The following is a 24,267-nucleotide window of genomic DNA, read 5'->3' on the forward strand; positions in this document are numbered from 1 at the left end:
ATATGGAAGAATTAGAAGAGTTATTTTATCGTGTGATTGATCACTTAGGAGGTCAACCGAGTGAGGAAGTTCCTACAGTCCATGCAGCAGAGCCTGCAAAAAGGGATGCAACAGACTTTGTCATTCCAGTGGGTGTTTCCAACCACCACATTCATCTATCTCAGGCAGATGCGGATGCCTTATTTGGACCGGACTACCAGTTTCAAAAATTAAAAGACCTTTCTCAAACAGGGCAATATGCCATGCAGGAATGTCTCTTTGTAGCAGGACCAAAGGGCGTTTTGGAAAAAGTACGGATACTGGGTCCCGTCCGCAGTCAGAGTCAGGTTGAACTGACAGTAGCGGATTGCTTCAAACTAGGGATTAAGGCTCCTCTTCGCTTATCAGGAGATTTGGCAGGATCACCGGGCTGTACCTTGATCGGACCAAAAGGATCTGTTCAATTAACCAAGGGCTGTATTGTTGCCAAACGGCATATTCATATGTCACCTATTGATGCCAAGGAATTTGGTGTGATAGATGGTCAAGAAGTTTCCCTAGAATGCCCTGGAGAACGTGGTGGTACCCTAAAAAATGTGACCATTCGTGTCCATGAAAGTTTCACACTAGAGTGTCATTTAGACACAGAAGAAGCCAATGCTTTGGGAATATCGGCAAAAAATAAATTAAAATTATTGAAGTAAAGGTAGGTAAAACTTATGCACTCAGAAGCGCTAGGAATGATTGAAACAAAAGGCTTGATTGGCTCTATCGAAGCCGCTGATGCTATGGTCAAGGCAGCTAATGTAACCCTTATCGGAAAAGAACATGTAGGTGGCGGACTTGTGACTGTTATGGTACGTGGAGATGTTGGTGCCGTTAAAGCTGCAACCGATGCAGGTGCAGCGGCAGCACAACGTGTAGGCGAACTCGTATCTGTACACGTTATTCCACGTCCACATACAGAAGTGGAAACCATTTTAGCTCATAAATAAAGTAAAGGCAGGTAAGATTCATGCACTCAGAAGCACTAGGAATGATTGAAACAAAAGGCTTGATTGGCTCAATTGAAGCCGCTGATGCCATGGTTAAGGCGGCTAATGTGACCTTGATTGGTAAGGAACATGTAGGTGGCGGTCTTGTGACTGTTATGGTACGTGGGGATGTTGGTGCCGTTAAAGCCGCAACCGATGCAGGTGCAGCGGCAGCGCAACGTGTTGGTGAACTTGTATCTGTGCACGTTATCCCACGTCCACACAGTGAAGTAGAAACTATTTTAGCTCATAAATAAAGAAAAGGTAGGTAAAGACTCATGCATTCAGAAGCACTAGGAATGATTGAAACAAAAGGCTTGATTGGCTCAATTGAAGCAGCCGATGCCATGGTCAAGGCAGCCAATGTTGTCTTGGTAGGAAAAGAACATATTGGTGGCGGTCTTGTGACTGTCATGGTACGTGGAGATGTTGGTGCTGTCAAAGCTGCAACCGATGCAGGTGCAGCAGCAGCGCAACGCGTTGGTGAATTGATTTCAGTCCACGTGATTCCACGTCCACATACAGAAGTGGAAACAATTTTGCCAAAACACAACTAAAACAAGGCTGATTGAAATGAGGGATAATGCCTATCCTAGAAAGAGGGTGGGCGTTTGACCTCATACTTTTTACTATTTAAACTCTATTTAGCAGTTGTCGCGCTATTATGACAGCTTGAATAGTAAAGAGGAGTTGATAAGTTGATAAGGAGGAGGCTATGGTACATCAAGCAATCATAGATGGCAATACAGCTGCAGCTCATATTGCGTATGCATTTAGCGAGGTAGCAGGTATTTATCCGATTACGCCAAGCTCAACGATGGGAGAAAGTGTCGATGTTTGGCAAACGCAAGGTCGGACAAATCTCTTTGGTCAGCCCTTACAAATTATTGAAATGCAGTCGGAAGCTGGAGTTGCTGGTTTTGTCCACGGCTCGCTTAAGACAGGGGCTTTGACGACAACCTTTACTTCCTCTCAAGGTCTCCTGCTCATGCTTCCAAATATGTACAAGATTGCTGGAGAATTATTGCCAACCGTTTTCCACGTAGCAGCCCGCTCTGTTTCGACAAATGCTCTCAGCATCTACGGGGACCATAGCGACGTCATGGCTGTACGGCAAGCAGGATTTGGCATGCTAGCTGAAAGTTCTGTTCAGGAGGTCATGGATTTATCGGCTGTCGCGCATTTGGCGAGTTTGGAAACCAGCCTACCATTTTTGAGCTTTTTTGATGGATTTCGGACTAGCCACGAATTGCAAAAAGTAACTGTCTTGGACGATGAGGATTTGAAAGGATTGGTCAATCAAGAAGCGCTGGATACTTTTCGGAGTCGGGCCATGAATCCGAATCATCCAAGAGTTTCAGGTACTAACCAAGGACCAGATATTTATTTTCAACAACGGGAAACAGTTAACCGCAACTACCAAGTGACGCCTTATGTTGTCAAAAAATATATGGATAAAATCAATCACATTCAGGGCACTAATTATGATGTGGTCAACTATTATGGACATCCAGAGGCTGAACAGGTCATAGTTGCTATGGGATCTGTCTCACAAACCATTGAGCAGACGGTTGACTATCTCAACAAATCTGGCCGTAAAGTGGGTTTCTTACAGATTCATCTGTATCGTCCTTTCCCAGCGGAGATTTTCTTAGAAAAAGTACCAGAGACGGTTACTTCTATAGCTGTCTTGGACCGTACAAAAGAGCCTGGTTCTATCGGAGAGCCCCTCTTATTAGACGTTCAAGCAGCCTTTTATGACAGTCAATTGCATCCGCGGATTTGCGGTGGACGGTATGGAATTGGTTCAAAAGATACCAGCCCAGAGCAGATTGTTACTGTTTTTGATGAATTGAAAAAAGATCAGCCAAAGAGCCGGTTTACAGTTGGTATCGAAGATGACCTGACCAATTTATCCTTGCCTGTAGGAGAAAAATTAGATTTAACCCCAACAAGCACCTATCAAGCTAAATTTTGGGGCTTGGGTGGTGATGGGACTATTGGTGCCAGCAAATCCATTATCAAGATGATTGGTGATCATACTGACCAAGAAATTCAAGGGTATTTTTACTACGATTCACGCAAACAAAGAGGTCTGACCATCTCGCAACTTCGCTTTGGTTCGGAAAAGATTCGGTCTACCTATTCCATCCAAGAAATGGATTTTGTGGCAGTTGCTACACCGGCTTATCTAAGGAAATATGACCTGGTCAAGGGTCTAAAAAAAGGTGGTATTTTCTTGCTAAATACCCCTGATAGTGCAGAAGTAGCCTGCCGTAAATTACCAGCAGGTCTCAAAAAATATTTGGCGGAGAACCAGATTCAATTGTACATGATGGATGCCTTTCAGATTGCCCAAGATGCGGATATTTTTCCGCGAATGAGTGTTTGCTTGGAAGTTGCTTTTTTTGACATCATGGGAATAGTGCCAGATAGTCAGCAGTTATTAGCAGATGAAATCAAGGCGCATTATGGCAAAACCTCCCCTGAAAAGATGAACAAGTACCTCAAAGCCATTCAAGGCTCAAAAGGGGCTGTTCAGCAGGTTCCTGTTCCCCACGAATGGGCAAATCTTGTCGTCAAGGAAACAAGACATTATGGTGAACTCAGTCAGTTCTCTTGCCAAATTCAGTTACCAATGAACCGTTTGGAAGGGGACAAGCTTTCAGTTGGAACCTTGGTCAATAATGGCATGGTAGCTGGTGATATTCCTCTCGGTCTAACTCCACAAGAAAAACGTAATATCACTTGGGAAGTACCGATTTGGGATGCCAGTCACTGTGTACAGTGCAACCGTTGTTCATTTGTTTGTCCCCATGCAGCTATTCGGCCATTTTTAGTGGAAGAAGCTGAACTCCAAGTGGCTCCTGAAGGATATCGTGTCATGGATTTCAAAGGGAAGAATGGCCTGTATTACCGTATTCAAGTTTCGGTGGAAAATTGTACAGGTTGTGGACTCTGTGTCAATGCTTGTCCAAAAACAGGTAAGGCTCTGAAAATGGTAACTGTCAGCCAATCTGACCCAGAAGAAATTAGCCAAGAAGCAGTAAATTGGGCCTTTTCACAAACTCTGCGTGCCAAGGGAAATCCAGCAAAACCAGGAACGCTGGCGCACAGTCAATTTGAACAACCACTCTTAGAATTTTCAGGAGCTTGTGCAGGTTGCGGAGAAACACCTTATGTGAAATTACTGACTCAGTTGTTTGGTGACCGAATGATGATTGCCAATGCAACAGGTTGTTCTTCTATTTGGGGCGGCATGGCGCCCACAAGTCCTTACAGTAAAAATTGCCATGGTCAAGGACCTGCATGGAGCAATTCCTTACTGGAAGATTCGGCAGAATTTGGCTACGGAATGCTTGTTGCCAATCAATCCCAACGGCAAGCCCTAGTTCCGCTCATGCAAGAAGCGATGAGGCTAGCTGGTCCTGAATTAAACCTTCTCATGCAAGACTGGATAGACCACATGGATGAAGGAAAGGGATCAAGAACACGCTCCAACAAGTTAACACAGGCCTTACAAGAAGTTCAGCACCAACATCCTCTTTTACAAAAATTATATGATAAACGAGATTTGTTCGTTAAATCTTGCCAATGGATTATTGGTGGGGATGGTTGGGCCTACGACATTGGTTACGGTGGCCTAGATCATGTTCTTGCTAGCGGAGCAGACGTTAATATTTTGGTATTAGACAATGAAGTCTATTCCAATACGGGTGGGCATTTATCAAAAGGTACACCGACCTCTGCCATCACTAAATTTTCAGCATCTGGAAATAGTAGCGCTAAAAAAGACTTAGGGATGATGGCTATGACCTATGGCAATGTCTACGTTGCCCAAGTAGCAAGTGGAGCCAATCCAGTACAGGTCATCAAGGCCTTTGAAGAAGCAGCAAGCTACCCTGGACCATCGCTTGTCATTGCCTATGTACCTTGTATCACACATGGTCTGCAAGGAGGGATGAGTCAAACACTTACCGAAGCGAAGGAAGCTGTAGACTGTGGCTATTGGTCGCTCTATCGTTATAACCCACTCTTGACAGAGCAAGACAAAAATCCGATGGTATTGGATTTCAAACGACCAGATTTTGATCAGATGATTGACTTTATGATGAAGCAAGAACGCTTTTCGGCGTTAAAAGAAGTCAATCCGAACCAAGCAGATAAATTATTTGAAAAAACGGTTTATCAAGCCAAACGACGCTTCCGACATTATGCCAGTCTATCAGGGGATTTGGAGGCCTTTACCAACCGCCAAGAAAAAAGAAGGAACAAGAAAGTAGTCGTTGTTCCACAGGAAACAGAAGATAGTTTTCACAGTATTTTCAAATACTTGGAACAGTAATCTCTACGATTTACAAAGGGATAAATCCAACCCACTTCAATGATTACCCAGCGTTTGTACAGTAGTTTGTTTCTTGGATTAAAATGTTACATGTAAGAGAATCTGGAGTTTTCTACCTTGCTCCAGACTCTTTTCTTATGGAGAAAGATAAAGGAATAACATGTATATTTATAGTGAATTATATAATTACCAAACCTTCCAGTAGGGGAAAAGTTTTGCTTTCTAATATTCGAAAAATTGATAGAAAATTCACTTGGAGGCTAAAAAATAGTACGTAAAAAACTACTAAAAATCAGTATTTTTTAGCAAAAAAATCATTGAAATACGACTAAAACCAATTGATGTTTCATCCGGAAATAGCTTGACATTACAACTATGGAAAGGTTTACAATTTTAGTGTATAATGAAATCGTTGAATAAAAATATTAAAGTATACGAGAGGAGAGCTATGGTAGAAGAAGGACTTTTTCCTATCGGTAAGGCAGCTAGTATGAGCGGAGTTTCCGCGAAGACATTGCGCTATTATGAGAGTTTGGGTCTCATCCTCCCCAAGTACATAGCAGAGGATACCAATTATCGTTACTATGATAAAGCAACCCTGCTCTTGATTCCCATGATCAAGTATTACCAACAAATTGGATTGAGCCTGAAACGAATCAAAGAATTGATTTCTTTCAATGGCTGTTCCAATCACTACAAATATTTACAGCAAAGACGAGATGAATTAGAGGCAGAACGTCAGCAATTATTGATTTCAATGACATCAATCGATGACTGGTTACAGATGATTATTGAAGGAGAGATTTGCCTACAAAATAGTTTGACAGCTACCAACGGACCAACAGTTAGCCTAAAATATTATCAGGAAGAGACCTCCTATTATTGTGTGGAACAACCTTACAAATACTGTCATAAAGAGTCTATTATCAACCTTGAGTGGACCAAATTTTTGGAAGAAAAGAAACTAGAAGTATCTGGTCCAGTGATCTTAAAATATGATTCTTATGAGAAAAAAATGGCGGGGGAGATTCAATCCTCTACCATACTGCAGCATGTTTTCCCAGAGTCAGAAGATTTTGGAAGGTTCGGTGGTTTCATGGCATTGAGTTGCTACCATATTGGATCTCTCAATGCTATTCATGAAACCTATCAGAACATGATTAATTTTGCCCATACAAATCACTATAGTCTCAAAGACGAATGTTACGAGCGCCATGTGATTGATTACTGGGTAACACAAAACGAGGATGAGTTTGTGACAGAAATTATCGTTCCTATCATGACCAAGGATGAACTACGCGTCGGCTGTCCGAGGTGACGTCTTTTTCTTCGTAGCGAAATAGATTGAAAACAGTCTTTCTTATTAGAATTAGGAGGACTGTTTTTTATGGAACTTTTATAAGAAGAATAGAGAAAGATTGGAAAAAATAGAGTCTTTATGATAGAATAGAGAGAAAATGATTTAGTGATAAAAGGAGAAGCTATGGCTTTCGGAGAAGAAAAACACAAAAAAACAAGATTTGAAAAAGTAACCATGGTCATCGTCATTTTGATGGTCATCGCGACCGTCGCAGGATTACTCCTCCCAGCAATCAGTGCGATTCTCTAAAGTAATCGTTTTATAGAAAAAATATGGGAGTGGCAGTTGCCTTTCAAGGCAAAAGACCACTCTTTTTTAGGAAAGATAGGTAAAATATGAGTATGTTTTTAGATACTGCCAAAATCAAGGTCAAGGCAGGCAAGGGAGGCGACGGGATGGTGGCCTTCCGTCGTGAAAAATATGTGCCAAATGGCGGTCCTTGGGGCGGTGATGGCGGTAAAGGTGGCTCAGTTATCTTTCGTGTAGACGAAGGCTTGCGGACCCTCATGGATTTCCGTTACAACCGTGTTTTTAAGGCTGAAGCCGGTGAAAAGGGGATGACCAAAGGTATGCACGGTCGTGGTTCAGATGATTTGATTGTGCGCGTGCCTCAAGGAACCACTGTTCGTGATGCCGATACAGGCAAGATTATTACTGACTTGGTTGAAAACGGGCAAGAATTTGTGATCGCCAAAGGTGGCCGTGGCGGTCGTGGCAATATCCGTTTTGCAACGCCTAAAAATCCCGCACCAGAGATTTCTGAAAATGGTGAACCAGGTGAAGAACGCAACTTGGAGTTAGAATTGAAAGTCCTTGCCGATGTTGGTTTGGTTGGATTTCCATCTGTTGGGAAATCAACTCTGCTTAGCGTTATCACATCAGCAAAACCAAAAATTGGCGCCTACCATTTCACCACGATTGTGCCAAATCTGGGGATGGTCCGCACGAAGTCAGGTGAATCCTTTGCTGTCGCTGACCTCCCAGGCTTGATTGAAGGAGCTAGTCAAGGTGTCGGTCTTGGAACACAATTCCTCCGTCATATCGAGCGGACACGGGTTATTTTGCATGTTATTGACATGTCAGCTAGTGAAGGTCGTAATCCTTATGAAGATTATGTTTCTATTAATAACGAACTAGAAACCTACAATCTTCGCCTCATGGAACGTCCACAAATCATTGTTGCCAACAAGATGGATATGCCTGAATCTCAAGAAAATCTTGCAGAATTCAAGAAAAAATTGGCAGCCAACTACGATGAATTTGACGAACTGCCAATGATTTTCCCTATTTCAAGTTTAGCTCATCAAGGTTTGGAAAATCTCTTAGAAGCGACAGCAGAGCTCTTAGATAAAACAGATGAATTCTTGCTCTATGATGAGTCAGAATTCCAAGAAGAGGAAGTTTATTACGGCTTCAATCCTGATGAGCCAGAGTTTGACATTACCCGCGATGATGATGCTAGCTGGGTTCTTTCAGGCGATAAACTTGAAAAACTCTTCACCATGACCAATTTTGACCGTGACGAATCTGTCATGAAATTTGCCCGTCAATTGCGTGGAATGGGTGTGGATGAAGCCCTTCGTGCGCGTGGAGCTAAGGACGGAGACATCGTTCGTATCGGTAAGTTTGAATTTGAGTTTGTGGATTAACATTGGAAGTTTTCTTTCATCACTGAAGTGATGAGAAAACTACGGAAAGTCCTATAGGACCTTTCCTACCAACCTTACAAACTGCATAAAATCAGCATTGTCGGCTCATGTTATTCCGTGTCGTAACGTGGGGAGTTTTTTGCCAGAGTTAATACTGTCATCGTAGTTGCCGCTAATACGGTTAGTCTAACCATCTTACTACCATTTAGTAGTTAACTTGGATATTTTTGAAAGGAGTGTGCAATGGGAGATAAACCGATATCTTTTAAGGATAAGAATGGGAACTTTGTGTCTGCAGCCGATGTTTGGAATGCGGAAAAATTAGAAGAGCTCTTTAATTTGCTCAACCCTAATCGAAAATTTCGATTGGAAAGAGAACGATTGGCCAAAGAAGAAGCTGAAAAGTAGATGTATTACGAATTAATGGTTTAGATAAAAAGAAGGGTTGAAAGCAATTTCAGCCTTTTTGTTTATAAAAAATTAAGAATATCTTAAGAATGCTTTGGAAAGCAGAAGAACTATTGTATTCAAAGGTGAAATTTGTTATCTTATTTAAGATTCTAAATAGAGGAGCAAGAGATGAAAAAGAATATTTTTAGTTTACGTAAGAAAAAGACAGGTTTGGTCTCTTTAGCAATTGCAGCGGCATTTTTGGGAACAGTAGCCAGTGCAGAAGAGCAAGTTCAACCGGGCCAACAAAGTCCTTCTGCAGTCCTACCTGTCAAAGAGGATGAGTCTCCAGATATGAAGGAGTCATCACTGGAATCACTAGAGCAACCTACAGGGGAACCTGTAGCTGTAGAGAAAGCGGATGATAAGGAAGTTGAACAACCTGTCGAACAGCCATCAGAAGAGTCTGAGCCCATCAAGGAAGAACAAGCGCTCTACTTGGAAGTAAATCCTGTAAAAGCAGGTGACCAGGTTATTTCAGGTAAGGCTACTCCAGGAAGTCTTGTGATGTTGGAAGTGGATAACCCCATAGGTGTGGAAGAAGATGGCCAATTTAGTTTGCCTTTGTCTGAACCAGCAACTTATGGTCAAACTTTTACTGTACTTATGACTATTCTGAGTGAGTCAGAAGATGATGAAGAGGAAGGGGAACCTATGGAAAAAACTGTAGAAGTTCCGCGTCATCCTCAGGCTTACGAGCTTCCAAAGGAGACATTAACCAAATCAGAAAATGGACATCAAGTTTTGGTGGAGCCGATTATTGAAGGGACAGGGGTTATCAAGGGACATACTTCTGTTCAGGGAAGTGTCTTCTTGACAGTTAATGACATGTACTATGCACCTGAAACGAAGATCAGGGAAGATGGTTCGTTTGAAATTCAACTTTCGCCTGATCTCATGAAATACGACGTTCGATTTAAATTGGGGATGAATATCAACCTACAGTTTGTATCAAATGATGGAGAAAGTGTGCTGGTACGTCCTTTGGTCTATAAGATGGCAGATGAGTTAGAAAGCTCTCAGAAAGGACACCAAGTTAATCCTATTCTTTCCTCAGGTCAAGAAAGTCATGGCAGAGCAGATTCTTATGGTAAAGTTTTTGTTTATGATGCTGTTTCCAAAACAGTCTTGGCAAAAGTAGATGCTGATGAAAATGGCTATTATAGCTTAAAACTAGACAAACTGACAACTGGACAAAAATTGTACCGTTTTGTATTTGATGCCTTCAGTAAGCTACAAGAAATTGTCGAAGATACAGTTGACCAATCTAGCCAAGTCTTGCCAGATGATCAACTGATTGAACGTCATGCAAGTATGAATATCTACAGCAAGGACAATACAAATACCATTTCGCAAGCAGAACCACTAACATTCCAGCTTCTTCATACTCGCAGGACTCAATTTGTAGGGCGTACTTATTTTCCAAATACCTATATCCAATTAATTTCTGATAGTGGTAACAAGTTTCCAACGCTGATGGCAGATAAATTAGGAAACTGGGGAACGGATTTTGAAGATTTGAAACGCACTCTGCATTCCGGAGAAAACATTACTATTCAAGTAATTGATCCGTTGACAAAAGAAGTCCTGACAAGTAAGACTGTAACGGTCATTGATTTGTATGAGATTGATCCAGTAACACATCGTCCAAAATGGGTAGCACCAGATGAAATTCCTGCTGTATTATCTCATCCATTGACGACAGACTATGGCTATTTGAAAGGGCATACTGTTCCAAATGCGGTGATGGAAGTGTACCTAAGAGGTGAATTAGTTGCTCAGGGTGAATCAGATGGCCTAGGCCGTTTCAATCTTGATTTGGGTGAGACAATCTTAAAAGAAAAAGATATGCTGACCATTTATGCCTTTCATAAAATCAGCAAAGCGCAAGTTGTCTACGATAAGCTTTATGCTACAAAAGGTATAGGGAGTCGCCTAGCATATCAGGCTGACGTGGTTGAAGACCTTGCCTTTGTAGATACCGTATCAAAGATTAAAGTGGTTGGCGATAGTCAGGTCATGCCAACAGTTGCGTCAATCAGTGTGGAAGCCATTTCTGCTCCTGTTTTAGCTTTATTTGATGCGGACAGCTACGATATTGTACCTCTGGATAAAAATGGCAATCCCGCAGAACTGTTCGGCGAAGTAACGGTTATCATTTCAGTACGTGCCAAAGTGGCTCACGTTTATCATGTTAAAGGGAATCAGTTAGAAAATCTGGACTTTCAGGACAATGGTGACGGAACTATTAGTTTTAAAACAAACCATTTCAGTCAGTACGCTGTTGTTTACCAGTCAAAAGCTGCAAATGAGGCACAGGCTCCTTCCACACCAGAAGTCAATCGCTCATCCCTAACATTTGAACTTTTGAAAACTGAAGGAACCTCTCTCGCAGCAAAAACGGAGAAAGGGGTGGCACAACAACATGCGCGTGTGGCAGAACAAATGCTCACTGCACCTGCTAAACAGTCACTTCCAAAGGCAGGAGAAAAATCATCATCAGCCATTTGGTCCATTTTGGGATTACTTGGTTTAGCAGCAAGTCTCTTCTATTGGTTTAAGAAAATCAAAAAAAGTAGTTGCTAGTGTGTCGATGGTTTCTGTACGGATTCCTGCAACTAGATTTATGAGAGATTAGAAAAGAAAAAATATGCTCTATCGTTTGGTTATTATTATTGCTGTATTCATCATTCGACTCTACTACTTGCGAATTTCAAAGAGAAATGAGGCACGTATTTTAGCTGAGGGTGGTGTTGAATACGGTCAAGCCGTTAGTAAATGGATTACCATTTTACATATTCTCTTTTATCTAGGTTGTTTCCTAGAAGCCTGTTTTGGGACAAGTTCTTTTGATGGAATTAGCTTGCTTGGTCTTGTCTTATTAGGCTGTGCCATGTGGATGTTGCATCTGGTAGTTCATCTTCTGGATGGTATCTGGACTGTAAAATTGATGATTGCAAAGAATCATTTGTACAATCCGCATTGGCTCTTTAAGACCGTAAAACATCCTAATTATTTCTTGAATATTTTACCGGAGTTACTTGGTTTAGTCCTTTTGAGTCATGCATGGTGGACCTTGATGCTTGTTTCACCGTTCTATATTTATGTGCTTTTCCTACGAATTAAGGAAGAAAATCACTTGATTCAAACCGTTCTCCTTCAAAATGGGGTAAAAAAATAGTTTTCCATACACATAGGTAGTCACTCCAAGCCCGAAGAGTGGTAAAATAGATGAGATGAGGTTTGTTTTAAATTTGTAACGAAATGATAAACAAGCCAAATAGACAGATTATCCTATTACCATGAAAGAGGGACAGAGAATGCACCGAATACTCATTGCAGAAGACGATAAAGATATTGCGAGCTTGCTCCAACTATACCTAGAAGGCTCCTCCTTTGAAGTCATTTTAGCGGGAAATGGAGAGGAAGCCTATCATGTCTTCAAAGAAGGAAATATTGATTTAGCCATTGTTGATATCATGATGCCAAAAGTAGATGGATATGCCCTCACACGGATGATGCGTCAAGAAAGCACGATTCCGATTATCATTTTATCAGCTAAGTCAGAGGATGCAGATAAGATTTTAGGGCTCAATATTGGAGCAGATGACTACATTAGTAAGCCCTTTAATTCACTTGAAGTTGTTGCTCGTGTTCAGGCGCAGTTGCGTCGCTCCTATACCTTAAATACGCCTCAAGAAGTTGATTTGACACAGCTTGTAGTGGGTGAATTGATCTTGGATACCAAGGGAGCAACTCTAACCAAAAACGGTGAGCTGATAAAATTAACCGCTACGGAATTCAAGTTGCTTCAAACCTTGATGAGTGCACCAGGGACTATTTTTACCAAAATTGAATTATATGAAATGATTAACGGAGAGTATATTGAAGGAGATGACTCGACAATTATTGTCCACATCTCTAATCTTCGGGATAAGATTGAAGATGATAGTAAAAATCCTCTCTATATAAAGACCCTTCGTGGAATAGGATACAAAATTGAAAAAGACCACTAAAAAATCTTCGTCAACCCTGATAAAAATCCTCTTAAGCCATTTTATAATTTATACCTTTCTAATACTATTAGGAACCATTGTGTGGTTAGGTGGATCTGTCTATCTACTAGCGAATTTAAATCATGGTGTCGGTGTTCAAGGCATCCAAAAAATCCAACCGAGTCTTGAGGATGAAAAATTTTCGGGTTCCCTTTTTACTTCCTTCACACAACATGGTCGCTACTATGAAGTTTTTGAAGAAAAAAAGGGGTTAGTTTATACCAGTAATTCAGACCAGGAGCAAATTTTTTCAGATGATGAATTGGATGTCATGTTGCCTTACTCGGCTTATTACTACTATTCATCGCAAAAGTACCAAGATGAGCTAGGTCATACCAGATATTTGATACAAAAGAATAAAGATGCTGGTGGAAAATACTTAGCAGGAGAAATTGCGCTAGAAAAGGAAGAGTTTTCTTATTTACTGGATGAAAATTTTAAAGTTCTGCGATCTGCTGACAAAAATGGGCCCACGCAATTTACTCAGCGCCAATTGAATATTATGACGCAGGAATTGCTTTCGGACTACCATTTGTATAAGTATCATTTTATGACGAAACAAGGAAAAAAGATGACTATTGTTTTCTTTGTTCCCTATGATGATGACGCTGAGACAGAAGCCTTTCTACAAAAAAATTATATAGCAATCGGCTCATTGTTGGTTCTCTTTATTCTCATTCTTATTCTCTTTACGATTCGTATTCATCGGAAAATAGCAGGCCCTTTGTCTCTTTTGCAAGAAGCAATCCAACAGTTTCCTTATTCAAGAGAGAATCGCCTGAGTGAAAACCGTTATGTTCCAAGAGAATTTGAGGAAATCCTTGCAACCTTTGATAAGGTTTCTTCGGAATTGCAGGAAAGCGAAATGAAGCGCCAAGAATTGGAAAGAAGTAAGCAAAAAATGTTGGCTGCGATTTCTCATGATTTGAAGACACCGATTACAGTTATTCTTGGCTACACCAAGGCGATTTGTGACAATCTTGTCGCCGAAAGTAAACGTGCCCAGTACATGCAGGTCATTTATTACAAGGCGAGCGTGTTAAACGAATTGATTGATTCCTTCCACGAATTCAGTAAAGCAGAGCATCCTGATTTCAAACTAAAATTAGAGAGAACTGATTTTTGTGAGTACCTTCGTCATTACCTAGCGCAGCGCTATGACGAACTGACTCTCCAAGGCTATCATTTAGAAGTAGATATTCCAGAAAAATCCTACTTCGTTGAGCTAGATAGGTTGAAATACAACCGTATTTTGGACAATCTCCTAGGTAATTTTATCCGCTATAATCCACCAGGGACAACTCTTTTTCTAAGTATTCGAAACGAAGAAAATACGCTGAAGTTTATATTGGCTGATGATGGTGTGGAAATTGCAGAAGAATTGATTGATACTATTTTCCAACCATTTATTACTGGCGATACGGCACGCTCATCGGATAAGAGTGGAACGGGGCTTGGACTCGCAATCGTGCAACGTTTTGTCACTATGCATGGTGGAAGTATCCATTTGGAAGTTAAAAATGTTCAGCCCTATAAGAAGATTTTTATCTTGACTTTGCCACTCTCTGAAGGAGCTTAAAAACAATGGCAAGATAGCCATCTTTTCTACCAGTTTGGGGGGAGTAGGCTACTAACTTATATAAAACAAGGAGAGCTTGGAAGGAGTATTCCAAGCTCTTTTTTAGTGCAATTTTTCTAGCTTACTTGCAGTTAGCCGATAAGTAGATGAACAGACGTTTTCAATAAAATGACGATCATGGGGAACGGTGATGAGACAACCTGAGAAATTTTCTAGTAAGCGATAAATTTCTGGCATAGCTGTCGGAGAGAAGTGGCGACTAGGTTCGTCTAGGATGATGACATTATTTTTTTGATAGACCATTTTTGCCAGAAAAAGTTTTGCTTTTTGCCCACCGGACAGTTGTGAAATGGGAAGCTCCACTTCTTGACGGGTAAATTTGATACTGGCTAAGAGTGTGCGTGCTCGTTCAGGATTATCCTGTTGTGCTAGAAATTCAAGTGTAGAACAATCTGGCTTTAGTTCCTCTACATAATCCTGAGGCATATAGCCCAGTGAAATGTGAGGATTTTGCGACAGTTTGTCTTTGATTTTCTTCAATAACAAGGTTTTTCCTACTCCGTTTTGTCCTGTGATAGCTAACTTTTCTTGTCCTAAAATGGTCAGAGAGATTTCTTGCCCTGTTATGAGCGGTTCTTGGTAGAAATCTAGTAAAACCTTCTGCGCAGGAAGAGCATCAATTTGATCAAAAAACAAGCCAATGGTATCCGGATTATCAGGCAGTTCGGTAAATTGTTCCGCTTCACGTAAGTAACGATTTTCTCGGGAGAGAAGATTTTTCATTTTCTTAGCAAGAAGGCGACCTTCTGAGTCATTTTTGGTTTTAACAAGCGCATCGCGGACGGCAGATTTGGTTTGATGCAGGGTTTGAAGGCGGTCAGCCTGTTCTTCTCTTTCCTTGCGCGCCAGCTGTTCTTGTCTGATGAGACCTGCCTGCCTTTCCTCTTGGTAGCTTTGATAATCTTGTGCAATAAAGCGAGAACGTGCTTGGCTCCCTTTCTTGATTTGTTCTAGATGAATGAGTTTGGTGGCTGTTTTCTTTAGCAATTCCTCATCGTGTGAGATAAAGATGATGGTCAGGGGACTCTGCTGAATGAAGTCTTCTAACCAAATAATGGTCTCCATATCTAGGTCGCTAGACGGCTCATCAAGCAGTAGCAAATCAGATTGCCCAGCCAGCACTTTGAGGAGTTGGATTTTGATTTTTTCGCCACCAGATAATTGACAGACAGTTTGTTCTTGATTATCCAAGCGCTGGCTATCAAATTGCAACTGTCCAGCAAGTTGATAGAGGAGATTAAAGTCAAAAGTAGTGTAATCAAGATCATCAAATATAAAGTCAGACAGAGATTTATTGGCCTCTTCAGCAGGCAATAGTTGAGGAAGATAAGCCATGGAAGAGAAGTGGTTGATGATTTCTCCTTCGATTTTTAGATAATCTGTCACCAAGTTTGGATTGTAAATGACTTGAAGGAGACTAGATTTTCCTGTGCCTTCCTCGCCAATAATAGCTAATTTGTCTCCGATTTGTATGGTGGCAGATAAATTCTCCACCAGAGTATGCAAATCCTTTTCTTGAATCATCGTAAGATGTTTTAGTTGTAGCATAAGAGCCTCCTTGATGCGTAAAAAGAACCCTACTGTCTAGTAGAGTTCGCTTACATGCACAAAAAGACCGATGAATCGGCAGATACAGCGCACACAAATAAGTCTCTCTAGACAGTTTCCTACTAGAAAGTCATCCTTTTTACAAAGAGAATGACAAAGACTTACTTGATCACTGCACCGTACCTCCGTGTTTTTTCTAGTTTTAGTATAGCAAAAATGATTGAAAATGCAATTGGGAGATGATAAAATGGTAGCGGAGGAAAGCAATGAAACGTGTGATCGTGATTGGCTGTCCAGGTTCGGGCAAGTCAACTTTTTCTAGAAAATTAGCAGCAGTTACAAAACTTCCTTTGTTCCACTTAGATATGCTCAATTGGAATGCAAATAAGACGACTGTTTCTAGTGACCTCTTTTTTGAGCGACAAGAAAGTGTGTTGAAGCAAGAGGAGTGGATTATCGACGGGAACTACGGTTCGACCTTAGAAATGCGGTTTGCAGCTTGTGATACTATTATTTTTCTGGACTATCCAGTTGTGGTTTGTCTGGCTGGAATTAGAGATAGGGTAGGGCAAGCTAGTCCAGATATGCCTTGGATTGAAGAAGAGTTGGATCAGGATTTGTTAGCATTTGTGAGAGATTTTCCCAAAAATAGCCGTCCGCAAATTATGACCTTACTGAGCAGTCATGCTGACAAAGATATGTATCAATTTACCAACCGAGAAGAAGCGATACAATTTTTAGAACAAATCAAAAAGCCCAATTAAGGGCTTTTTCTCGTGTATTAGACATTCAAGATCTTGTCTAAGAATTCCTTGAGACGTGGGTGTTGTGGGTTGTCAAAAATTTGTTCTGGAGTGCCGTCTTCTAGGAACTCACCGCCGTCTGTAAAGATAACGCGGTTAGCTACCTTGCGGGCAAATCCCATTTCATGTGTTACGATCAACATGGTCATACCTTGCTCAGCCAAGTCCTTCATAACGTTGAGAACGTCGCCGACCATTTCTGGGTCAAGGGCTGAAGTTGGCTCATCAAAGAGCATGATGTCAGGGTTCATGGCAAGAGCGCGTGCAATGGCTACACGTTGTTTTTGACCACCTGAGAGGCTGTCTGGCATGGCGTTTCGCTTGTCAGCGAGACCAACCTTTTCTAGCAATTCCATACCGACTTTTTCAGCTTCAGCCTTGTCCATGAGTTTGTGTTCAATTGGAGCAAAAGTGATATTTTCCAAAACAGTCATGTGAGGGAAGAGGTTGAAATGTTGGAATACCATGCCGACATTGGCACGGAAAGTGTCCACATCTGTCTTAGGATCTGTCAAGTCAAATCCGTCTACCATGACATGACCACTTGTAATGGTTTCAAGCAAGTTCATGGTACGAAGGAAGGTTGACTTACCAGAACCAGAAGGACCGATGATACAAACCACATCGCCTTCATAGAATTTTGTAGAAATACCTTTCAAGACTTCATTTTTTCCGTAAGCCTTGTGCAAGTCTTCTACATTAATTTTTAATTGAGCCATTATTTGCCTCCTTTTTCAAGTTTACGTGCCAAGCGAGTCAAGAGGGTAATGACCACAAGGTAGATAATCGCCAAGATTGCATACATACGGAAGGATTGGTAGTTGCGGGCGATGATGATTTTACCTGCTTGGAAAAGTTCAACCAAACCAATAGCAGAGATGATTGTTGTATCTTTCAAAGTGATAACGAATTGGTTGATAAAGTTAGGGAGCATGAGCTTTGCTGCTTGTGGCAAGATAATCTTACGCATGGTTGTATTGTAAGAAATACCCAGACTACGTGAAGCTTCCATTTGTCCAGCTGGTACGGCTTGAATACCACCACGAACAATTTCAGCAATGTAGGCACCTGAGTTGAGTGAGAGGGCAATAGTACCTGCTACGAAGTCGTTGATTGGGGATTGGTTACCAGTCATAGATTCAATCAAGTTTGGAATACCCCAGAATATGAAGGCTGCTACAATCATCAATGGAACACCACGTACTACATCAACAAAAACAGAAGAGATAACGCGGAGTGACTTGAATGGGCTAACAGCGAACATACCGAAAATAACCCCGATGACAATGGCAATGGCAAATGAGAGAAGGGCCAAACCAACTGTAATACCAAGACCTGAGAGAAGTTGTCCATGGTTATTTTTCAAGAGTCCGAGAATAGTTGACTCGTCAACTGTTGAACTTGATTTGCTTGATGAACCGGCATCGCTTGAATCGTTGAAGTATTTATTCAGAATTTCATCGTATTTGCCAGATTTTACAAGAGCAGCAAGACCGTTGTTGAACATTTGGATTAATTCAGGATTGCTTCCTTTTTTAACAGCAAATCCATATTCACCAGATTTTTCACCTGCAAGTGGTGTATCAAAGTTGCGACCTTGTTGGATAGCATAACGGAGAACAGCTTCATCATCCATGAGGGCGTCAATTGAACCAGAATTTAAGCTGTCATACATCGATGAAGCTTCATCAAATGGTTTCAAATTATAGCCATATTTCTCTTTGTTTTTTTCAAAGAATGCGTAAGATGCAGTGCCGTTTTTAGCACCAACAGTCAAACCCTTAAGGTCTTCGTAAGAAGTAATCTTGCTATTTTTCTTAACAGCTAATAAGATGTTTGATGTGTAGTAAGAGTCAGAGAAATCAAAGATTTTTTGACGTTCCTCTGTCACAGACATGCCAGCGATGACCGCATCGGCTTGACCAGCTTGAACAGCGTTAAGAGCTGCATCAAAACCTGGGTTTTGGATGGTAATAGTGAAGCCTTGCTCTTCAGCGATGGCTTTCAAGAGTTCCATGTCAATTCCGACATATTTACCAGATTCATCTTGAAATTCAAATGGGGCAAATGATGAGTCGGATGCAACGACATAAGCAGCTTTTACAGGAGTCGCTTTTGCAATAGCATCACCTGATAGGCTCAATGCTGAACCGTATCCAGTTTTAGTTGCACTTTCTGTGACAGCACTTCCCAACCATTTTTTCATGATCTTATCGTAAGTGCCGTCTTCTTTCATAGCTGCTAAGGCTTTGTTGAAATCTTTTACAAGATACTCATACTTACTGCCTTTTTTGACAGAAAATCCAAATGAACCAATTGCTTCACCAGCCATATTGATAGCTAAGTCTTGGTTTTGTTGGATAGCGTACTGGATAACGGCTTCATCATCCATAACCGCATCGACAGCGCCGGCAGAAAGACTATTGTACATAGTATCGCCAGTGTCGAATGTCTTGACAGAATAGCCGTATTTTTCTTTATGTTCATCAAGGAAAGCTTGGGCAGCAGTTCCATTTTTAACACCGACTGTTTTTCCGCTCAATTCTTTGTATTTAGAAACAGTGTCAGATTTACGTGTTGCGACAACAATTTTTGTGTCAAAGTAAGGATCTGAGAAGGTAAATACCTTTTTGCGAGCAGGCGTGATCGTTGTACCAGCCATGAGTGCATCTGCTTGTCCAGATTGGACGGCATTGACTGCCGCATCAAAGCCAGGGAAGGTTTGGTTAGTTTTCCAGCCTGAGCGATTTGCGACTTCATTGATAATATCAACGTCTAAGCCTTTGTATACTTGATCTGAGTCCTTGAACTCGAATGGTGCATAGGTTGAATCAAATGCGATATCGATGGTATCGTCTGCCTTTACACCGGTGAAAAGAAAGAATGCTGGCAGAATAGTTGCCAAAAGCATAAATAATTTTTTCTTCATTTCAAATCTCCTTCTGATGATATGTTTATTAGTATAGCAGAATTTTCAGACAAATGCAAATCACGCGTGTTAGAAAATATAACATGAAAAATAATATTGACAACTTATTTGTATAGTTGTATTATTTGTTTAATTCAAAAGTATGTAAAACTAGGAGGTTAAAAATGAAAAAGAAAATGTTAGCTGCACCGACTGCCTTGTATGATAGGCTACCGAGCTGGTTGTTTGTAATCTTAGCCTGCCTTATGGTGGAAGTGTTCTTTATGGCTGGAAATATGGTTGGAGGAATTCTGATAGGGATTTTGTCAGTAGTTTTGGTAACAGCAGAGATTGTAAATGGCCTAGATCTTATGGGGATTTTATCCAGCCCTCATGTCCAGTTGATTCTTTTTGCCTTCGTGGCAGCAGGACTCATGCTCTGGGTCAAATTTGTGGAAGGTCGTCCACTATCTAGCCTAGGATTTTTCAAGATGAAGAGAGGGCTTCTGAAAGAAATCGGCATGGGCTGGCTAGTCGGGACTGGTCTGTTTTCAGCAGCAATGCTCCTATCATTTGCTTTTGGTGGCTTGACCTTTACTGGTGTTGATGTTAGCGCTGCTAGCCTAGGATTTGTCTTGTCTCTTGTTCCTTTGTGGTTTATTCAAGGAGGGACCGAGGAACTTCTGACACGTGGTTGGTTGCTTCCCTTAATCTATCGTCGAACCAATTTGGCAGTAGCTATAGGGGTGTCTAGTTCTGTATTTGGTTTCATGCATTTGGGAAATAGCCATGTTACTCTTTTGTCGCTAGTGGGTTTGATATTATCTGGTATCATGATGGCGCTCTATATGTTGAAAACAGACAATATCTGGGGTGTGGCTGCTCTGCATGCTGCTTGGAATTTCACCCAAGGTAATCTTTACGGAATCGCCGTCAGTGGTGGTGAAACTGGAAAGAGCATTTTGCATTTTGCGGTCAATACAAGCAGTCCCGAATGGATTTCCGGCGGTGGCTTTGGGACGGAAGGCAGTTTATTTTCCTGCCTTGTTGAACTTCTAGCCATTCTTTATTTGTGGAGGGCATTAAAAAAGGAAAAATCTAGTTTATAATATAGAAAGGAAATCGGTTTTCATAGCCGATTTTTTTAATTATTCAACCCCTGTGGTACAATAGTGCTAATGATATGCAAGAATAAAGAGGAACATTATGATTGATAGACGAACAGACCAGCCTTTCAAGCTGGTGTCAAAATATGAACCATCAGGCGACCAACCTCAAGCTATTGCCCAGTTGGTGGACAATATTGAGGGCGGAGAGAAGGCGCAAATCCTCCTTGGAGCAACAGGGACAGGTAAGACCTATACCATGAGTCAGGTTATCAGCAAGGTCAATAAACCAACCCTAGTCATCGCCCACAATAAAACTTTGGCAGGTCAGCTTTATGGTGAGTTCAAGGAATTTTTCCCTGACAATGCGGTAGAGTACTTTGTATCCTACTACGATTACTACCAGCCAGAAGCCTATGTGCCATCGTCAGATACCTATATCGAAAAAGATAGTTCGGTCAATGATGAGATTGACAAATTGCGCCATTCGGCGACCTCGTCCTTGTTAGAACGCAATGATGTGATCGTGGTAGCTTCTGTTTCTTGTATCTACGGTTTGGGTTCTCCGAAAGAATATGCGGATTCAGCAGTCAGTCTTCGTCCAGGTCAGGAAATTTCTCGAGACCAATTGCTCAACCAACTGGTCGATATTCAGTTTGAGCGCAATGACATTGACTTCCAGCGTGGACGTTTCCGTGTTCGAGGAGATGTAGTGGAAATCTTCCCAGCTTCTCGTGACGAACACGCCTTTCGTGTGGAGTTTTTTGGCGATGAAATCGACCGTATCCGTGAAATTGAAAGTCTGACAGGAAAAAATCTTGGTGAAGTAGAGCACTTGGTTCTCTTCCCTGCTACCCACTTCATGACCAATGATGAGCATATGGAAGCCGCCATTCAGAAGATTGTGACGGAAATGGAAGAGCAGGTCAAACTTTTTGAGTCAGAAGGTAAGTTGATTGAAGCGCAGCGCATTCGCCAAAGAACAGAGTATGATGTGGAAATGCTGCGTGAGATGGGCTACACCAATGGAGTTGAAAACTATTCTCGTCACATGGATGGACGTTCTGAAGGAGAACCACCTTATACCCTTCTGGACTTCTTCCCAGAAGATTTCCTTATTATGATTGACGAGAGCCACATGACCATGGGACAGATTAAGGGCATGTACAATGGAGATCGAGCCCGCAAGGAAATGCTAGTCAACTACGGTTTCCGCCTACCGTCAGCCTTGGACAATCGTCCGCTGCGCCGTGAAGAATTTGAAAGCCATGTCCACCAGATTGTCTATGTATCAGCGACTCCGGGCGACTATGAAAATGAGCAAACAGACACTGTCATTGAGCAGATTATCCGCCCAACAGGTCTTTTGGATCCTGAAGTGGAAGTTCGTCCGACTATGGGACAAATGGATGATTTGCTGGGTGAGATTACGGAACGGAGCCTCAAGGGTGAGCGGACCTTTATTACGACTCTGACCAAGAAAATGGCTGAGGACTTGACCGACTACCTCAAAGAAATGGGGATCAAGGTCAAGTATATGCACAGCGATATCAAGACCTTGGAGCGGACCGAGATTATCCGCGACCTGCGCTTGGGTGTCTTTGATGTCTTAATTGGGATTAACTTGTTGCGTGAGGGCATTGATGTGCCAGAAGTTTCTCTGGTTGCCATTTTGGACGCTGACAAGGAAGGTTTCCTGCGAAATGAACGTGGCCTTATCCAGACCATTGGTCGGGCAGCTCGCAACAGTGAGGGACATGTGATTATGTATGCGGACAAGATTACTGATTCTATGCGTCGTGCCATGGATGAGACGGCTCGCCGTCGGGAAATTCAGATGGCCTATAATGCGGAGCACGGCATTGTTCCACAAACCATTAAAAAGGAAATTCGGGACCTCATCTCTGTTACCAAGGCAGCAAGCAAGGACAGCGAAGAAGAAGTGGTGGACTACTCAGCTCTCAACAAATCCGAGCGCAAGGAAGCTATCAAAAAACTCCAAAAACAAATGCAGGAAGCCGTCGAGTTGCTTGACTTTGAACTGGCTGCCCAAATCCGTGACCTGGTCTTGGGATTGAAGGCCATGGATTGAGAGTGTGTTTACAGAGGAAGAGACTGAAATAAAACTTAAAGGAGACAGCTTATGTCACAAATCTGAGTATCACCTGAAACCCTTCAATCTCGAGCGCGTGAGTATGGAAAAGGATCTAACGACATTACAACAATTTTAAATAACTTACAAAGATTGTAAGATCCCCTTCGTTCTGAATGGGAAGGTGTAGCTTTCCAAGGTTTTGATAATCAGTTTAATGAGCTGAAACCAAAAGTTCAAAATTTTGCAGAGTTGATGCAACAAATCAATACACAACTTGATAAAACTGCTCAAGCAATGCAACAAAATGACCAAGACCTTTCTCGCAGCTTTGGTCTAAATTAATGATTTAATGAAGTTGGGGAGTTTCCCAGCTTCATTTTTTGTTTACTAGGAGGAATATGGTAGGAATGAACAGAAAATTATTAGTACTCATGTCTAGTCTGTTAGTTGCAACAGCTGGAGGTGCGACTTATTTTAGGATTGTAAAACCGACATCTTACATCAATGGTGTGAAAAGGGAGGGAGCGGTTTCTTTGAGACAGAACGATCAGCTGATTTTAAGAGGCCAGTTATTAGAAATTGCTAGTTTGCCCCCTTCGTGACTGAGCTCATACAGTTGGATGAAGTAGAAAGAGAAGAAGATCGGGCAAGTGAATTTCATCGTTCTCCTCGCATCATCTTGCGTGAACCAGATGGGAAGGTCGGCATTGCTTCTGCTCCGACGGACGAAGAATTATCAAAACAATCCCTGTTAAAATTATTGATTATCCCAATCGCGATGATTGGATTTACCACCATCATGTATTTTATGTCAGCAGGTGGTGGTATGATATTTATGATGATGTGGATGTCTGTCATCACGATTTTTACATCTGTCCATTCTTATTTTTCGGATAAAAAGAGTCATAAGTCAAAACAAGCTAAAAAGCTGGATGACTATTCTGTTTATCTGGACAGTAAATATGAGGAGTTGGCTCGGTTACATGATGAGCAACGTAACGCCTTGTTGTATCATTATCCATCTGCTAAGACCATGCTTGAAATGGCTAAGAAAACAGATCGACGTGTTTATGAAAAGACACCTTATTATTTTGCCTTCCTATCTTATCAATTAGGATTAGGAAAAGTAAATCCAAGTTTCAGTATTGATTACAACGATTCTGAATTAACAAAATACAATGAAGAAGCAGGACAACAGCTAAAAGAACTCCTTCTTCATTATCGGTATGTTCACAATGTTCCCTTGCACCACGAGATGACCTCACCGATTGGTTACATTGTACAGAGAAGAGTTGA

The 24,267-nt window shown here is 41.5% G+C and carries 20 protein-coding genes and 2 pseudogenes; 19 read left to right on the forward strand and 3 right to left on the reverse strand.

Annotated elements, in window-relative coordinates; translation table 11 throughout:
- The first annotated feature begins 2 nt into the window (after positions 1-2).
- From ACHUFA_RS08615 to ACHUFA_RS08675, 13 genes are all read left to right on the forward strand, one after another.
- The gene (locus ACHUFA_RS08615; RefSeq protein WP_222349377.1) at positions 3-683 is read left to right on the forward strand and encodes a phosphate propanoyltransferase; all 681 of its coding nucleotides are present in this window, start codon (positions 3-5) and stop codon (positions 681-683) included.
- 15 nt (positions 684-698) lie between these two features.
- Positions 699-974, forward strand: coding sequence for an ethanolamine utilization microcompartment protein EutM (eutM, locus tag ACHUFA_RS08620; protein ID WP_018378049.1), 276 nt, complete (start codon positions 699-701; stop codon positions 972-974).
- A 20-nt stretch (positions 975-994) separates the two neighbouring features.
- On the forward strand, positions 995-1,270 hold the full coding sequence (eutM, locus tag ACHUFA_RS08625; RefSeq protein ID WP_222349379.1) for an ethanolamine utilization microcompartment protein EutM: 276 nt from the start codon (positions 995-997) through the stop codon (positions 1,268-1,270).
- A 21-nt stretch (positions 1,271-1,291) separates the two neighbouring features.
- Positions 1,292-1,570 carry an ethanolamine utilization microcompartment protein EutM gene (eutM, locus tag ACHUFA_RS08630; protein WP_222349381.1) on the forward strand — a complete coding sequence of 93 codons (279 nt, stop codon included), beginning with the start codon at positions 1,292-1,294 and terminating at the stop codon, positions 1,568-1,570.
- A gap of 158 nt (positions 1,571-1,728) precedes the next feature.
- Positions 1,729-5,358, forward strand: coding sequence for a pyruvate:ferredoxin (flavodoxin) oxidoreductase (nifJ, locus tag ACHUFA_RS08635; protein WP_394405568.1), 3,630 nt, complete (start codon positions 1,729-1,731; stop codon positions 5,356-5,358).
- A gap of 448 nt (positions 5,359-5,806) precedes the next feature.
- Positions 5,807-6,676, forward strand: a complete 870-nt coding sequence (locus ACHUFA_RS08640; RefSeq protein WP_394405570.1) for a MerR family transcriptional regulator — start codon at positions 5,807-5,809, stop codon at positions 6,674-6,676.
- Between the two features lie 165 nt (positions 6,677-6,841).
- Positions 6,842-6,967, forward strand: coding sequence for a DUF4044 domain-containing protein (locus ACHUFA_RS08645; protein WP_222349397.1), 126 nt, complete (start codon positions 6,842-6,844; stop codon positions 6,965-6,967).
- An 86-nt stretch (positions 6,968-7,053) separates the two neighbouring features.
- Entirely contained in the window at positions 7,054-8,367 is a 1,314-nt protein-coding gene (gene obgE, locus ACHUFA_RS08650) for a GTPase ObgE (protein WP_394405572.1), read from the forward strand.
- A gap of 243 nt (positions 8,368-8,610) precedes the next feature.
- Entirely contained in the window at positions 8,611-8,775 is a 165-nt protein-coding gene (locus ACHUFA_RS08655; RefSeq protein ID WP_222349402.1) for a hypothetical protein, read from the forward strand.
- Between the two features lie 171 nt (positions 8,776-8,946).
- Positions 8,947-11,403: a YSIRK-type signal peptide-containing protein gene (locus tag ACHUFA_RS08660; RefSeq protein WP_394405574.1), complete on the forward strand. Its 2,457-nt coding sequence runs from the start codon at positions 8,947-8,949 to the stop codon at positions 11,401-11,403.
- A 64-nt stretch (positions 11,404-11,467) separates the two neighbouring features.
- On the forward strand, positions 11,468-11,998 hold the full coding sequence (locus ACHUFA_RS08665; RefSeq protein WP_222349404.1) for an isoprenylcysteine carboxylmethyltransferase family protein: 531 nt from the start codon (positions 11,468-11,470) through the stop codon (positions 11,996-11,998).
- A gap of 139 nt (positions 11,999-12,137) precedes the next feature.
- Positions 12,138-12,833, forward strand: a complete 696-nt coding sequence (locus ACHUFA_RS08670) for a response regulator transcription factor (RefSeq protein WP_222349407.1) — start codon at positions 12,138-12,140, stop codon at positions 12,831-12,833.
- A gap of 79 nt (positions 12,834-12,912) precedes the next feature.
- Complete coding sequence (locus ACHUFA_RS08675) at positions 12,913-14,451, forward strand: sensor histidine kinase (protein WP_394405577.1); 1,539 nt, start codon at positions 12,913-12,915, stop codon at positions 14,449-14,451.
- A gap of 102 nt (positions 14,452-14,553) precedes the next feature.
- Here the strand turns inward: ACHUFA_RS08675 and ACHUFA_RS08680 are convergent, their stop codons facing one another.
- Positions 14,554-16,059 (reverse strand): ATP-binding cassette domain-containing protein, encoded by a 1,506-nt coding sequence (locus ACHUFA_RS08680; RefSeq protein WP_394405579.1) that lies wholly within the window; start codon positions 16,057-16,059, stop codon positions 14,554-14,556.
- Positions 16,060-16,325: 266 nt separating this feature from the next.
- Between ACHUFA_RS08680 and ACHUFA_RS08685 the strand changes: the two genes are divergently transcribed.
- Positions 16,326-16,823 carry a P-loop NTPase family protein gene (locus ACHUFA_RS08685; protein WP_394405581.1) on the forward strand — a complete coding sequence of 166 codons (498 nt, stop codon included), beginning with the start codon at positions 16,326-16,328 and terminating at the stop codon, positions 16,821-16,823.
- A gap of 17 nt (positions 16,824-16,840) precedes the next feature.
- Here the strand turns inward: ACHUFA_RS08685 and ACHUFA_RS08690 are convergent, their stop codons facing one another.
- Complete coding sequence (locus tag ACHUFA_RS08690; protein ID WP_222347993.1) at positions 16,841-17,581, reverse strand: amino acid ABC transporter ATP-binding protein; 741 nt, start codon at positions 17,579-17,581, stop codon at positions 16,841-16,843.
- Positions 17,581-19,791, reverse strand: a complete 2,211-nt coding sequence (locus ACHUFA_RS08695) for an ABC transporter substrate-binding protein/permease (protein WP_394405583.1) — start codon at positions 19,789-19,791, stop codon at positions 17,581-17,583. Before ACHUFA_RS08695 ends, ACHUFA_RS08690 begins: the two co-directional genes overlap by 1 nt.
- Positions 19,792-19,955: 164 nt before the next feature.
- Here ACHUFA_RS08695 and ACHUFA_RS08700 point away from each other — a divergent pair, with 164 nt between their 5' ends.
- The 5 genes and pseudogenes from ACHUFA_RS08700 to ACHUFA_RS08720 all read left to right on the forward strand — a co-directional run.
- On the forward strand, positions 19,956-20,879 hold the full coding sequence (locus tag ACHUFA_RS08700; protein ID WP_394405585.1) for a CPBP family intramembrane glutamic endopeptidase: 924 nt from the start codon (positions 19,956-19,958) through the stop codon (positions 20,877-20,879).
- 97 nt (positions 20,880-20,976) lie between these two features.
- Positions 20,977-22,968, forward strand: a complete 1,992-nt coding sequence (uvrB, locus tag ACHUFA_RS08705; RefSeq protein WP_394405587.1) for an excinuclease ABC subunit UvrB — start codon at positions 20,977-20,979, stop codon at positions 22,966-22,968.
- A gap of 171 nt (positions 22,969-23,139) precedes the next feature.
- Positions 23,140-23,313 (forward strand): annotated as a pseudogene (locus tag ACHUFA_RS08710) (WXG100 family type VII secretion target); the annotation flags it as partial.
- Between the two features lie 65 nt (positions 23,314-23,378).
- Complete coding sequence (locus ACHUFA_RS08715; RefSeq protein WP_222350223.1) at positions 23,379-23,573, forward strand: hypothetical protein; 195 nt, start codon at positions 23,379-23,381, stop codon at positions 23,571-23,573.
- Positions 23,570-24,267 (forward strand): annotated as a pseudogene (locus tag ACHUFA_RS08720) (type VII secretion protein EssC); the annotation flags it as partial. The gene ACHUFA_RS08715 and the pseudogene ACHUFA_RS08720, both read left to right, overlap by 4 nt.

Source organism: Streptococcus hepaticus, assembly GCF_043656315.1.
Taxonomy (GTDB): Bacteria; Bacillota; Bacilli; order Lactobacillales; family Streptococcaceae; genus Streptococcus; species Streptococcus hepaticus.

Excerpts from the sequence above, each read along its gene's own strand:
- ACHUFA_RS08615 (WP_222349377.1), top strand. The coding sequence starts at position 3 with ATGGAAGAATTAGAAGAGTTATTTTATCGTGTGATTGATCACTTAGGA.
- eutM (WP_018378049.1), top strand. The coding sequence starts at position 699 with ATGCACTCAGAAGCGCTAGGAATGATTGAAACAAAAGGCTTGATTGGC.
- eutM (WP_222349379.1), top strand. The coding sequence starts at position 995 with ATGCACTCAGAAGCACTAGGAATGATTGAAACAAAAGGCTTGATTGGC.
- eutM (WP_222349381.1), top strand. The coding sequence starts at position 1,292 with ATGCATTCAGAAGCACTAGGAATGATTGAAACAAAAGGCTTGATTGGC.
- nifJ (WP_394405568.1), top strand. The coding sequence starts at position 1,729 with ATGGTACATCAAGCAATCATAGATGGCAATACAGCTGCAGCTCATATT.
- ACHUFA_RS08640 (WP_394405570.1), top strand. The coding sequence starts at position 5,807 with ATGGTAGAAGAAGGACTTTTTCCTATCGGTAAGGCAGCTAGTATGAGC.
- ACHUFA_RS08645 (WP_222349397.1), top strand. The coding sequence starts at position 6,842 with ATGGCTTTCGGAGAAGAAAAACACAAAAAAACAAGATTTGAAAAAGTA.
- obgE (WP_394405572.1), top strand. The coding sequence starts at position 7,054 with ATGAGTATGTTTTTAGATACTGCCAAAATCAAGGTCAAGGCAGGCAAG.
- ACHUFA_RS08655 (WP_222349402.1), top strand. The coding sequence starts at position 8,611 with ATGGGAGATAAACCGATATCTTTTAAGGATAAGAATGGGAACTTTGTG.
- ACHUFA_RS08660 (WP_394405574.1), top strand. The coding sequence starts at position 8,947 with ATGAAAAAGAATATTTTTAGTTTACGTAAGAAAAAGACAGGTTTGGTC.
- ACHUFA_RS08665 (WP_222349404.1), top strand. The coding sequence starts at position 11,468 with ATGCTCTATCGTTTGGTTATTATTATTGCTGTATTCATCATTCGACTC.
- ACHUFA_RS08670 (WP_222349407.1), top strand. The coding sequence starts at position 12,138 with ATGCACCGAATACTCATTGCAGAAGACGATAAAGATATTGCGAGCTTG.
- ACHUFA_RS08680 (WP_394405579.1), bottom strand. The coding sequence starts at position 16,059 with ATGCTACAACTAAAACATCTTACGATGATTCAAGAAAAGGATTTGCAT.
- ACHUFA_RS08685 (WP_394405581.1), top strand. The coding sequence starts at position 16,326 with ATGAAACGTGTGATCGTGATTGGCTGTCCAGGTTCGGGCAAGTCAACT.
- ACHUFA_RS08690 (WP_222347993.1), bottom strand. The coding sequence starts at position 17,581 with ATGGCTCAATTAAAAATTAATGTAGAAGACTTGCACAAGGCTTACGGA.
- ACHUFA_RS08695 (WP_394405583.1), bottom strand. The coding sequence starts at position 19,791 with ATGAAGAAAAAATTATTTATGCTTTTGGCAACTATTCTGCCAGCATTC.
- ACHUFA_RS08700 (WP_394405585.1), top strand. The coding sequence starts at position 19,956 with ATGAAAAAGAAAATGTTAGCTGCACCGACTGCCTTGTATGATAGGCTA.
- uvrB (WP_394405587.1), top strand. The coding sequence starts at position 20,977 with ATGATTGATAGACGAACAGACCAGCCTTTCAAGCTGGTGTCAAAATAT.
- ACHUFA_RS08715 (WP_222350223.1), top strand. The coding sequence starts at position 23,379 with ATGAACAGAAAATTATTAGTACTCATGTCTAGTCTGTTAGTTGCAACA.